Raw genomic sequence first — 11,685 nt, 5'->3', positions numbered from 1 at the left:
CTCGTCGCCGATCTCGGCCGCCTCGAAGGCGATCTGCTGGTGCTCGGCGCCGGCGGCAAGATGGGCCCCAGCCTGTGCCGGCTCGCCCGCCGGGCGCTGGACGCCGCGGGCCGCACCGACGTGACCGTGTACGCGGTCTCCCGCTGGTCCGACAAGTCCGCCGCCGACGAGCTGGAGGCCGCCGGGGTCTCCACCGTGGCCTTCGACCTGATGGACCCGGCCGCCGACCTGGCCGAACTGCCCGACGCCGGGAACGTCGTCTTCATGGTGGGCGCCAAGTTCGGCTCCGCCGGGGCGCCTTCGCACGCCTGGGCCGTGAACGCCGCGATGCCGGACCGGGTGGCGCGCCGCTGGTCGGGGGCGCGGATCGCCGCGTTCTCCACCGGCAATGTGTACCCGCTGGTGCCGGTCTCCTCCGGCGGCTGCACCGAGAGCGACCCGGTCGGCCCGGTCGGCGAGTACGCCATGTCCTGCCTGGGCCGGGAGCGGATCTTCGACCACGCGGCGCTGACCCGTGGCACCAGGGTCGCCAACATCCGCCTCAACTACGCGGTCGACCTGCGCTACGGCGTCCTCGCCGACATCGCCTACCGGGTACAGGCCGGCGAGCCCGTCGATGTGACGACCGGTCACGCCAACGTCGTGTGGCAGGGGTACGCCAACGAGGTCGCGCTGCGCTCGCTGCTGCACGCCACCGACGGCGGGGCGTTCACCCTCAACCTCACCGGCCCCGAGACCGCTTCGGTGCGCCGCATCGCCCGGTGGTTCGGCGAGGAGTTCGGCAAGGAGCCGGTGTTCGCCGGCGAGGAGGCGCCCACCGCGCTGCTCTCCGACGCGAGCCGCTGCCACGCGCTGTTCGGCTACCCGGACGTCACGCTGCGCACCCTCGTCGAGTGGCAGGCCGACTGGCTGCGCCGCGGGCTGCCGCTGTCCGGCAAGCCCACCAAGTTCCAGGTCCGTGACGGAAGGTTCTGATCCACTCCATGTCCACTCCCTCCCTCGCGTCGACCCCCGCCCTGGACGCGCTCGCCCAGGGCGCGGTGATCCCCGCGCACCCGCTCGCCCTGCACGACGACGGCTCCTTCGACGAGCGCCGGCAGCGTGCGCTGACCCGCTACTACCTGGCCTCGGGCGCGGGCGGCGTCGCCGTCGCCGTGCACACCACCCAGTTCGAGATCCGCGAGCCGGAGGTCGGTCTGTTCCGGCCGGTGCTGGAGCTCGCCGCCGAGACGATCGACGCCGAGGCCGGCCGCCCGTTCATCAAGGTCGCCGGGGCCTGCGGGTACACGGCCCAGGCTGTGGCGGAGGCGGAGACCGCCGCCGAGCTCGGCTACGACGCGGTGCTGCTCAGCCCGGCCGTGCCCGGCGCGGACGAGAAGGGGCTGCTGGAGCGGGCGCGGGCGGTCGGCGAGGTGCTGCCGGTGATCGGCTTCTACCTCCAGGAGGCGGTCGGCGGACGGTACCTGTCGCCGCACTTCTGGTCCTCGTTCACCGATCTGCCGAACACGGCAGCGGTGAAGATCGCCCCGTTCGACCGCTACCGCACCGCCGATGTCGTACGCGCCGTGGCCGCCGCCGACCGGGCCGACGAGGTGGCGCTGTACACCGGCAACGACGACGACATCATCGGTGATCTGCTCACCCCGTACGAGACGGCGGGCGGCAGTCCCCGCTGGTTCGCGGGCGGGCTGCTCGGCCAGTGGGCCGTGTGGACCGGCTCCGCGGTGACGCTCCTGGACGACGTCCGCAGGGCCCGCGGCGGGGACCACGCGGCGATGGTGCGCTGCCTGGCCCGGCGCCCCGAACTGACCGATGCCAACAGCGCGGTCTTCGATGTGCGCGGCGCGTTCCGCGGCTGCATCGCCGGGGTCCACGAAGTGCTGCGCCGCCAGGGCCTGTTGGCGAACATCCGGTGCCTGGACCCGGCCGAGACGCTCTCCCCCGGACAGGCCGAGGAGATCAGCCGGGTGGCCGCGGCCTACCCTTGGCTGACCGATGACGCCTTCGTTGCGGAGCACCTCGATGCCTGGCTCTCCTGATCCTGCCGACCGCTCCCGGGTGGTCGTCGCCGTACCGCCCGGCCTGCGCGCCCAGTTCTTCACCGCCGAGGTGTGGCGTGAGCTGGAGCGGGCGGCCGAACTCACCGTCGTCGACGACCACTGGGACCGGGCGGCGGTCGCGGCAGCGCTGCCCGGCGCCCGTGCGCTGATCACCTCGTGGCGGGCGCCCAAGGTGGACGCCGGACTCCTCGCGTCGGCCGACCGGCTGGAGCTGGTGGCGCACACCGGTTCGGCGGTCGCGCCCTATGTCACCGAGGACGTGTTCCGGCGGGGCATCCTGGTCACCCAGGCCGGTGACGAGATGGCCCGCCCGGTCGCCGAGGTGGCCCTCGCCTTCACGCTCTCGCTGCTGCACCGCATCCAGCGCTTCGACCACGCCTTGCGCGGCGGGCTGGAGTGGGCGGCGGCGAGCGAGGCCCCGCCGCGCCACGAGATCCACGGCAGCGACATCGGCGTGATCGGTGCCTCCCGCACCGGGCGCGCCTACATCGCCCTGGTGCGGGCGATGGGCGCGCGGGTGAGCGTCACCGACCCGTATCTGTCCGCCGCGGACGCCGAGGCGCTCGGGGTGGAGTCCGTACCCCTCGAAACGCTGCTTTCGCGCAGCAGGATCGTGGCCGTGCACGCGCCGGTCACCGAGGAGACCCACCGGATGATCGGGGCCGGGCAGCTGGCGCTGATGCCGGACGGGGCGGGTCTGGTGAACACTGCCAGGTCGTGGCTGGTGGACGAGGACGCGCTCCTCGCCGAACTGGCCTCGGGCCGGCTGGACGCGGCGATCGATGTCTTCGACGCCGAACCGCTGCCCGCGGACCACCCGTTCCGTTCGCTGCCCAACGTGCTGCTGACCCCGCACCAGGCGGCGGGCAGCGTCGAGTGCCGGCAGCGGCTCGGCGCCAGCGCCGTCGACGAGGTGCTGCGGCTGCTCGCCGGGCGCCCCCCGGTCCACGCCGTCACCGCCGACGCCCTCACCCGTCTGCACTGAGGGCTCACCTAACCCTCAACACCCGTACCGATCAGGAGATTTCACTTCATGCGACTGATGCGCATCGGCGAGCCGGGCCACGAGCGCCCGGTCCTCGTCTGCCCCGAGGGCCGTCACTACGACCTGTCCGGCATCACCGAGGACATCGACGGCGCGTTCCTCGCCGCGCTCGCCGACGACCCGCACCTGGTGCCCGCCGCGCCGGTGCTCCCGGAGACGGACATCACCGGTCAGCGGATCGGCGCCCCGGTGGCCCGGCCCTCCGCGCTGCTCTGCATCGGGCAGAACTACGCGGCCCACGCGGCGGAGTCGGGGGCCGAGCCGCCCGAGCAGCCGATCCTCTTCTACAAGTCGCCGAACACCGTCGTCGGCCCGTACGACGACGTGCTGATCCCGCGCGGCTCGAAGAAGACGGACTGGGAGGTGGAGCTGGCCGTGGTGATCGGCCGCCGCGCCTCCTACCTGGACTCCCCCGCCGACGCCGCCGCGCACATCGCGGGCTACGCCGTCAGCAACGACGTCTCCGAACGGGCCTTCCAGCTGGAGCAGTCGGGCGGGCAGTGGTCCAAGGGCAAGAGCTGCGCGACGTTCAACCCGCTGGGCCCGGTGCTGGTGACGGCCGACGAGGCCGGCGACCCGCAGCAGCTGCGGCTGCGCAGCTTCGTCAACGGTGAGCCCCGGCAGGACTCCTCCACCGCGGACATGATCTTCAGCGTGGCGCATCTGGTGCACCATCTGTCGCAGTACCTGGTGCTGGAGCCCGGCGACGTCATCAACACCGGCACCCCGCAGGGCGTGGCGCTGTCCGGCCGCTTCCCCTACCTGGGCCCGGACGATGTGATGGAGGTCGAGATCTCGGGCCTCGGCCGGCAGCGCAGCGTCTGCCGGCCCGCGTAACGGCGCTCAGTCCTCCGGGAGTTCGACCGGGGCGATGTCGTCGAAGACATCGCCCGGGCCGGGGTTCGTCGCATCGGTCGCGCCGCCGAACCGGGTCATCACACCCCAGACGGCGTTGAGCGCGGTCTGTACGGCGCCCTCGGCCCAGCCGGCCGTCCAGGAGATGTCGTCGCCCGCGAGGAACAGCCCCCGGCGGTCGGCGGGCAGCCGGTCCTGCATGAAGTGGGTGAACAGCCGCCGCTGGTAACGGTAGTGGCCCGGCAGGTTGGCCTTGAACGCGCCCATGAACCACGGCTCGTTCTCCCAGGAGACCGTGACCGGGTTGCCGATGATGTGCTTCCTGATGTCGACGTCCGGGTAGATCTCGCCGAGCGACTTCAGCATGACGTCCATCCGCTCGTTCGGGGAGAGCGGCAGCCACTTCAGGCTGTCGTCGCACCAGGTGTACGAGAGGCAGATCACGGCGGGCCGGTCGGGGCCGTCGTCCAGCAGATACGTCCCCCGGGTCATCCGGTCGGTGAGCGTCATCGACATGGCCTCCCGTCCCGTGGTCCCGTCCTTGTCGAGCCAGAACGGCCGGTCGACGGGGACGAAGAGCTTGGACGACTCCATGTAGTGGGTGCGCTCCATCGCCGTCCAGTGGTCGATCGGGAAGAGCGCGTCGTCGCAGTCGATCTTCGAGAGCAGCAGCCAGGACTGCCCGGTGAAGATCGCGGCCGGGTAGGTGCGGATGTCGCCGGTGGCGTCGGTGACGGTGATCCGGTTGCCGGCGGTGCGGTTCAGCCGGGTCACGGCGGGGCGCGGTTCCCCGTCGTGCAGCGAGGACAGCGACGTGCCGAGCGGCCAGTGGACGATCTTCCGCGGCTCGCGGTCCCAGAGCCGCAGCGGGAGCTGCTGGCTGCCGCCGACGATGCCCCGGTGGTGGTCGTCCGCCTCGGTGTAGACAACACGGAGGATCTCCAGGATGGAGTTGGGGAAGTCGGTGTCCCAGCCGCCGGTGCCGAAGCCGACCTGGCCGAAGATCTCCCGGTGCCGGAACGACTTGAAGGCGTCGGAGTCGCAGAGGAATCCGTAGAAGGTCTGGTTGTCGAGCTTCTGGACGAGCTCCGACCAGATCTCCCGGATGCGGGGCACATCGCGCTCACGCATCGCGCGGTTCATGTCGGAGAAGTCCGCGCCCTCCTCCAGACAGCGGTTCCAGGCGTCCATCACATCGCGGTAGACCTGCGGCAGGTCGTCGATGGTCCGCGCGTAGTGGGACTCGCCCTTGAGGTCGACGACCGTCGAGGGGGTGGCCGGGGAGAGCGGGTTGGGGAACGGCTTCGTCTCCAGGCCGACCAGGTCGATGTAGTGCTGGAGCGCGGTGGAGGACGGCGGGAAGCGCATCGCCCCCATCTCGGCGGTGAGTTCCGGGTCGCAGCCGTCGAATCCGACGGTGCGCAGCCGGCCACCGATCTGGTCCGCCTCGTAGACGACGGGCCTGAGCCCCATCTTCATCAGCTCGTAGGCGGCGACGATGCCGGACAGCCCGCCGCCGATGACGGCGACCTCGGTGCCGTGTTCGGTCGCCGGTATCTGCCCGATGCCGGCGGGGTGCGCCAGGAAGTCGTCGTACGCATAGGGGAAGTCCGGCCCGAACATGGTGATCGGCTCGGTGGCGTCGGTGTGCTGGACGGCGTTGGGCACCGTGGACGTCATGGGGTACGGACTCCTTGCGCGAAAGACAGTGGAACGGTGGGGCGGGCTCAGACGAGGGAGCCGTACAGGCCGGGGCGGCGGTCGTGCAGATACGGGTTGGCGGTCCGCGAGGCGCTCAGCAGCGCCGGGTCCACCTCGCCGACCACCAGTTCCTTTCCGCGTCCGGCGCGGCTGCGGACGGCGCCGTCGGGACCGGCCAGGCAGCTCAGCCCGACAAACTCGAACTCGCCCTCCGGGCCGGCCCTGTTGACGTACGCGACGTACATCTGGTTCTCGAAGGCGCGGACCGGTACGAGGGACTCGGCGACGAACTGGAAGGGGTGCATCTGCGCGGTGGGCACCAGCAGCAGATCGGTGCCCGCGAGGGCGTGGGCGCGGACGTTCTCCGGGAACTCGACGTCGTAGCAGATCATGATCCCGATGCGTACGCCGTCCAGATCGGCCTGGACCACGGTCTGCTCGCCCGGGGTGAACCACTCGTGCTCGAAGGCGCCGAAGAGGTGGGTCTTGCGGTAGTTGGCGAGCGGTGTCCCGTCCGGGCCGATGAGCTGTGCGGCGTTGAAGGTCCGCTCACCGGAACGCTCGGGATAGCCGTAGAGGACGGCGAGTCCGTGCCGGGCGGCGATCGCACCGACGGCCAGGGCGGCCGGCCCGTCGGCCGGCTCGGCCAGCCGGTCCACCTCGGCGCCGATCGCGTAGCCGGTCAGGAACAGCTCGGGGCAGACCAGGAGCCGCGCCCCGGCGTCGGCCGCGCGCCGCGCCGCGCCGTCGAGCACCTCGATGTTCCCGGCCACGTGCCCGGGTCGTCCGGAGTTCTGGAGCAGGGCGGTGCGCAACGGCGGCATGGCTGACCTCGGGCGGAGCGGGCTGGCGGGGACGTATCGAAGGTACGGTCCGCCGCTCGTGCCGGACAAGGCGCGAGTGTTGCGCATGGACCGTCGATTCGTTGCGCGCTCGGAGGCAGCGTGGCGATTCGTTGCGCGGCGAGAAACACACAGGTCAAGGATGTGATGGAGGCAACGGGCCGGGGCGGTCCGAGGGCTGCCGCTAGCCTGGCGTACTGCTGTACGTGAGGGAGGGACGCAGTGCGGGACGACGCGCGCGGGCACTGGGTGGACGAGGTGGCGGGGCTGGCGGGGCGCTGGCTCGGGCCGGGCGTACTGCCGGAGGGGCCGCGGCCCGATGAATGGTGGGCCGCGCTGGCGGCGCGCACCGCACTGGCCGCGCTGGCGTCCCAGGGGGAGTCGGACGACGTCGCCAGAGCGTTGGCGGCCGCCGTGGGTCTCGGCCTCGACACGGGCACGGAGTCCTTACCGGTTCTTCGGCACCCGACCGCTGTGCGTTCCGCGGAGCCGGTCCGCAGCCGCAAGGTGGTGGAGGACGCCGGGCATGCGTGGCCCGCCTGGTCACCGCCGCCCGGCGATCGCGATCCGGCGTCCCGCTGGCCGAGGCCGCCGGTCACTCCCGCCCGGTACCTGGAGGGGCCGGAGGGTCCTGCGGAGGAACTGTCCGCAGCCGAGCTGGGGCGTCGTCTCCTGACGGATCATCTCCGCACCGGTGCGGAGGAGCAGCTCGACGAAGCGGAGGCCGTTCTTCGGAGCGTGGTCCGAGGGGTGCCCTCGGACGGAGCGCACCCGGAATCCGCCTACGGCGACCTCGCGTGGGCCCTGCTTCTCCGGTTCGTCCGCTCCGAGCAGCGGGAGGACCTCGACGCGGCGATCGAATACGCGATGGTCGCCCGAGTCTTCGACCAGCCCTCCGACCCCGGGGCCGCGCACCCGCCTCCGTGGGAGACCGTGCTCGGAATGGCGCTTCTGGCCCGCCACGACCTGACGGGCCGCGGGGTGGATCTCGACAACGCGGTCGCCTCGCTGGAGCGCTCCGCGGCCGGGCTGCGCGGCGACGATCCCGACCTCGACACCGTTCTGTCGGCGCTGGCGGACGCGCTGCTCTGCCGGCACGGCCAGCGCGGGAACGCGGCGGACCTGCGGCGGGCCGGGGAGCTGCGGTACAACGTCGAGCAGTATCCCTCGCTCGCCACCGCCCGGTTCGCGGCCTATCTGGGCAGTGGCGACCCGGAAGCACTCGACGACGCCGTGGCCGCGGGGACGGCGTCGGTGGAACAGGCCCGGGACCCGGCGCAGCGCGCCTGGAGCCTGAACAACCTGGCCGGGTACCTGCTCGCACGCCACGAGGCGTCGCGGGATCCGTCGGATGCCGCCGCGGCGGTGGACCGGCTGAACAGCGCCCGGGAACTGCTGCGGCGCGGAACCACCAGCTACGCGGCGGTGTCGCTGAACCTCGCCCGCGCCCTCATGGCGGGTCCGACGCCCCTGCGCGTCCGGGCCGCCCGGCTGACGGGCGAGGCACTGGACACGGAGCACACCACACTCGCCCTCCAGGCGCAGGCACTCGAACTGCTCTGCGCGGTCGCCGAGTTCGACGGCGGCCGCTCCCCGGTGGTGGAGGTCCGGGCGGAGGACCTCGACCTGCGGCTCGGCGCCCTCGTGGAACGGCTGAACGCGGAGTCGGCCGGCTCCCGTGTCTCCTCCCTGCGGTGGGCCCGGGCCCGGCTCCGCCGGGGTATGGGCAGTACGAGGAGAGTCACGAGCTGGCTCGGGAGGTCCTCGGCGACCGGGTGTGGGATGTGCTGGCTCAGCCCGATCCCGCGGAGGCCTACCGCTGTGCCCGGCGAACCCTCGACGAAGCGGCGGAGATGGCGGCCTGGCTGTCGGCCGACGAGCAGCCGGGCGAGGCCTTCGCCGCGGTCGAGTCCGCACGCGATCTCGCTCTGCACGCCGCGACCGGCACGGACCCGGTCGCGGACCGTCTCGCCGCCGTCGGCAGCGACGACCTGCGAAGGCGGTGGCTGCTCGCGAGGGAGCGCGAGGTCCTGTCCTCCGGGCCCGCGGCCCTTCGCCGGGAACTCGGCGTCCCACCGGCCGGACAGGATCGTCAACGGCTCCTTGCGGAGGTACGGCAGGCTCTGTCACCGCGCGGCCGGATCGGGCCGGCCCCGGCGGCGAGCCTCCTGGAGAGGCCCTCGCTCCCCGGGCTCACCGAGCAGGTCCGCGCCGTCGACGCCGACGCCGTTGTGCACCTGGTCATGGGGCGCGGCGCCACGCCGGGCAGGGCGCTGGTCCTGCACGCGGCAGGAGATGTGACGGCGCTGCAACTGCCGTACCTCTGCGAGAGCTCCGTGAAGCTGCGCCGGTTCGTGCTGGCGCACGACAGGAGCCTGCGGTTCCCCGAGGACAAGAGGGCGGACAACGAGTGGGGCAAGGCGCTGCGAGGGGTGTACGGATGGTCCTGGCAGGCGGTGGTGGGGCCGCTCCTGAGTCATCTGTCGTCCCGCCCCGAGCTCGCGGAGCGGCCGGTTCCGCAGGTGGTGCTGGTGCCCACGGGCGCTCTGGGACTGGTGCCCTGGCACGCCGCCCGACGAAGGGGCGACGGACCTGGATGGCATTACGCGATCGAGGACGCCCTCTTCAGCTACGCGCCGTCAGCAGGCTCTCTGGGCGGCTTCGCCGACCGGGCCCAGGCCCCTCTGGACGGCGCGGGGCTGGTGGTGGCGGACCCGTCCGACGATCTGCCGCACGCCCGGCAGGAAGGCGGTGACCTCCACCGCTGGTACTACGCCAAGGGACCCCGGCTCGGCCGTTCCGGCGATCCGGTCGCCGCCCCGGCCACACCGCGGACGGTTCTCGGCTCGCTCCTCGCGGACACGGCTTCCGGCGCACCCCCCGTGGCCCACTTCGCCTGCCACGCCCGCAGTTGTGCCCCCGCAGCCGATTCCCACCTGGTCCTCGCCGGTGGACAGAGGCTCACGGTGGCCGCCCTGCTGCGGAGCGTCCGCCCCACCGGTCGTCGCGACGGCCCTCTGGTCGTGCTTTCCGGGTGTGCCACGGCCGTACCGGGTGATCGTTACGACGAGTCGCTCAGCCTCGCCACCGCCTTCGCGTCGGCGGGAGCCGCCGCGGTCGTCGCCACCCTGTGGGCGGTGCGCGACGAGGACGCGGCGCAGTTGATGACGGACTTCCACCACTTCCTCAACCTCGATGGGCTGCCCGCCGCCGAAGCCCTGCGCCAGACCCAGTTGCGCGCGCTCGCACGGGCGCGCCGCCGGACCGCGGGCGGGAGCGCCGCGGGGCGGACCAGGGCCGAGGACCCAGTGCACTGGGGGGCCTTCCTCCACTACGGGAGGGGGGTTCCCGGCGCCCTCGGTACACACCCCGGTCCGGAGGCGGAGGCCGGGCACGCCGCAGGGCGTACGGCGCAGACCCGCTCGCCGATCTTCGCCAGGATGCCCGGGGGCGAACGCTCCGAAGCCGTCTGGCTGTGTCCGGAGGCCGGCTGTCCGTACCGGGCCAAGGGCGACGCGAAGGCGCCGTTCGACGAGGACACCTGCCCCCGGCATCCCCGCCAGGCTCTGAGGCGGGAGTAGCACGTGGGCGAACTCGTGAAGGGCATGGTGGAGCCGCTCGCCAAGCGGTGGACAGCGGCGATGAGTGGCCCACTGGTGCTGTTCTGGCTGGCCGGAGCCCTGCTCGTCGCGCTGCGTCACGGTGGTCTGCCGGACCTCTGCCCGGCGGGGTCGCGGGGCCCGGCCGAGCCGGCCTGCCGACTGGTGGGGCAGGGACCGTGGGGGGTCGCTCTGACCGCCGCAGCGGCGACCGCGGTGATGGTCCTCTGCGCGATGGGGCTGTCGGCCGTGGCGTCCCCCCTGCTGGAGACGCTGGCGGGGAAGTGGGGGACGTCGGCCCCGGTGGTGGCCTTCGCCCGGCTGCGTACCGCCCGTCACGCGGTCCGCCGTGAGCGGCTCGGAGGGCGGGCCGACGACCTGTCCGGTCCCGGCGATCTGGCCGGTGACCGACTGGCCGTGTGGCGGACGCAGAACGCCTGGCGGCGTACCGGGGCCCGACGGATGTGGTCGCACTATCCGCGGCGGCGCGACGAATTGCGTCCCACCGCGGTGGGCAACGCACTGCACGGGTGGCCGCCGGAATCGAGCGGAACTACGGACTGTCCCTGCCCGTCTGCTGGGGGCCGTTCGTCGAGTGCCTGGAGTCCACGGCTCGCGAGCGCCTGGTCGCCTCGGCGACCCGGGTGTCGGGCCGCACGCAGGCGCTGGTCTGCGCTGCCGTCGCACCGCTGTGGGCCCTGGTCCTGAGCGGTGCGGTGGCCCGGCTGTGCTGGCTGGTGGCCTGCGCGCTGTGCGTCTGGGGTGCGTACCGGGCCCTGCGCTCCGGCGTCGAACAGTACTGCGAGCATGTGCGGGACGTCTTCGCCGTGCACCGGGTCCGGCTCTACCACGCGGCAGGCTTCGCACCGCCGGCCTCGACCGAGGCGGAGGTGGCCTGCGGCCGCCTGTTGAGCAGGGCGCTGGCGATGGAGCTGACCGACGACGTCGCGCACGCGTGGCCGGATACTCCGTAGGAACCCCGGGTCAGCGTGGGGCGGCGGCTTCGGACCGCTCGGGGTCCGATCCGTCGGGCGGTCCCGCCGCATACCGCCGCAGCAGCGGCGACAGCACCAGTACGGACTTCGTCCGCTCCACGTACGGTTCGCCCGCGATCCGCTCCAGCACCTGTTCGAAGTGGCGCATGTCGGCGGCGAAGACCTGCACGATCGCGTCGGCATCCCCGGTCACCGTGGACGCCGAGGCGATCTCCGGATAGCGCGCGAGCCCCCGCTTGATCGCCTCCGGCGAGGTGTTGCGGCTGCAGTAGATCTCGATGAACCCCTCGGTCTCCCAGCCCAGCGCCGCCGGGTCGACCCGGACCGTGAAGCCGGTGATGGCGCCCTCGGCGCGCAGCCGGTCCACCCGGCGTTTCACGGCGGGCGCGGACAGGCCGATCATCGCGCCGATGTCCGCGTAGGAGCGCCGGGCGTCTTCGGCGAGGGCGTGGACGATGCGTTCGTCGAGGTCGTTCAGGCGCACTTCGGGCGGTTCACTTCTCTGCGATGGCCGGTGTCGGGGGCGGCGCGGGCCGCCCCCGAAGTAGACCATGGCACGCCCGCCCGGGCGCGCTCACGGCGGTGTGC

The 11,685-nt window shown here is 72.8% G+C and carries 10 protein-coding genes; 7 read left to right on the top strand and 3 right to left on the bottom strand.

Features of this window, described 5'->3' with window-relative positions; all coding sequences use genetic code 11:
- From ABZ622_RS12585 to ABZ622_RS12570, 4 genes are all read left to right on the top strand, one after another.
- The coding region (locus ABZ622_RS12585; RefSeq protein ID WP_360542313.1) for an NAD-dependent epimerase/dehydratase family protein at positions 1 to 975 on the top strand (975 nt) is incomplete at its 5' end.
- Positions 976 to 983: 8 nt separating this feature from the next.
- Positions 984 to 2,039, top strand: coding sequence for a dihydrodipicolinate synthase family protein (locus ABZ622_RS12580; RefSeq protein WP_360542312.1), 1,056 nt, complete (start codon positions 984 to 986; stop codon positions 2,037 to 2,039).
- Positions 2,023 to 3,045 (top strand): hydroxyacid dehydrogenase, encoded by a 1,023-nt coding sequence (locus tag ABZ622_RS12575; protein WP_360542311.1) that lies wholly within the window; start codon positions 2,023 to 2,025, stop codon positions 3,043 to 3,045. Before ABZ622_RS12580 ends, ABZ622_RS12575 begins: the two co-directional genes overlap by 17 nt.
- Positions 3,046 to 3,093: 48 nt before the next feature.
- The gene (locus ABZ622_RS12570) at positions 3,094 to 3,942 is read left to right on the top strand and encodes a fumarylacetoacetate hydrolase family protein (protein WP_360542310.1); all 849 of its coding nucleotides are present in this window, start codon (positions 3,094 to 3,096) and stop codon (positions 3,940 to 3,942) included.
- 6 nt (positions 3,943 to 3,948) lie between these two features.
- Here the strand turns inward: ABZ622_RS12570 and ABZ622_RS12565 are convergent, their stop codons facing one another.
- On the bottom strand, positions 3,949 to 5,640 hold the full coding sequence (locus ABZ622_RS12565) for an NAD(P)/FAD-dependent oxidoreductase (protein WP_360542309.1): 1,692 nt from the start codon (positions 5,638 to 5,640) through the stop codon (positions 3,949 to 3,951).
- 47 nt (positions 5,641 to 5,687) lie between these two features.
- Entirely contained in the window at positions 5,688 to 6,485 is a 798-nt protein-coding gene (locus ABZ622_RS12560; RefSeq protein WP_360542308.1) for a carbon-nitrogen hydrolase family protein, read from the bottom strand.
- Positions 6,486 to 6,725: 240 nt separating this feature from the next.
- On the opposite strand from ABZ622_RS12560, the gene ABZ622_RS12555 reads away from it, so the two are divergent.
- The 3 genes from ABZ622_RS12555 to ABZ622_RS12545 all read left to right on the top strand — a co-directional run bounded on the left by ABZ622_RS12555 (position 6,726) and on the right by ABZ622_RS12545 (position 11,076).
- Positions 6,726 to 8,804, top strand: a complete 2,079-nt coding sequence (locus ABZ622_RS12555) for a hypothetical protein (protein ID WP_360542307.1) — start codon at positions 6,726 to 6,728, stop codon at positions 8,802 to 8,804.
- Positions 8,747 to 10,084, top strand: coding sequence for a CHAT domain-containing protein (locus ABZ622_RS12550; protein WP_360542305.1), 1,338 nt, complete (start codon positions 8,747 to 8,749; stop codon positions 10,082 to 10,084). The genes ABZ622_RS12555 and ABZ622_RS12550 overlap by 58 nt, the downstream gene beginning before the upstream one ends.
- Before the next feature lie 548 nt (positions 10,085 to 10,632).
- Positions 10,633 to 11,076: a hypothetical protein gene (locus tag ABZ622_RS12545; RefSeq protein WP_360542304.1), complete on the top strand. Its 444-nt coding sequence runs from the start codon at positions 10,633 to 10,635 to the stop codon at positions 11,074 to 11,076.
- Positions 11,077 to 11,086: 10 nt separating this feature from the next.
- On the opposite strand, the gene ABZ622_RS12540 is transcribed toward ABZ622_RS12545, so the two are convergent.
- Complete coding sequence (locus ABZ622_RS12540; RefSeq protein ID WP_360542303.1) at positions 11,087 to 11,581, bottom strand: Lrp/AsnC family transcriptional regulator; 495 nt, start codon at positions 11,579 to 11,581, stop codon at positions 11,087 to 11,089.
- Positions 11,582 to 11,685: the final 104 nt, after the last annotated feature.

The sequence above is a fragment of the Streptomyces sp. NPDC007164 genome, assembly GCF_040634135.1.
Classification (GTDB): Bacteria; Actinomycetota; Actinomycetes; order Streptomycetales; family Streptomycetaceae; genus Streptomyces; species Streptomyces sanglieri.
Note: the sequence above shows the minus strand (reverse complement) of the source record. Positions and strands in the feature narration are given on the sequence as shown.

Bases quoted from the DNA above. Each gene is read 5' to 3' on its own strand.
- ABZ622_RS12560 (WP_360542308.1), bottom strand. From the start codon at position 6,485: ATGCCGCCGTTGCGCACCGCCCTGCTCCAGAACTCCGGACGACCCGGG.
- ABZ622_RS12575 (WP_360542311.1), top strand. From the start codon at position 2,023: ATGCCTGGCTCTCCTGATCCTGCCGACCGCTCCCGGGTGGTCGTCGCC.
- ABZ622_RS12565 (WP_360542309.1), bottom strand. From the start codon at position 5,640: ATGACGTCCACGGTGCCCAACGCCGTCCAGCACACCGACGCCACCGAG.
- ABZ622_RS12570 (WP_360542310.1), top strand. From the start codon at position 3,094: ATGCGACTGATGCGCATCGGCGAGCCGGGCCACGAGCGCCCGGTCCTC.
- ABZ622_RS12550 (WP_360542305.1), top strand. From the start codon at position 8,747: ATGGGGCGCGGCGCCACGCCGGGCAGGGCGCTGGTCCTGCACGCGGCA.
- ABZ622_RS12580 (WP_360542312.1), top strand. From the start codon at position 984: ATGTCCACTCCCTCCCTCGCGTCGACCCCCGCCCTGGACGCGCTCGCC.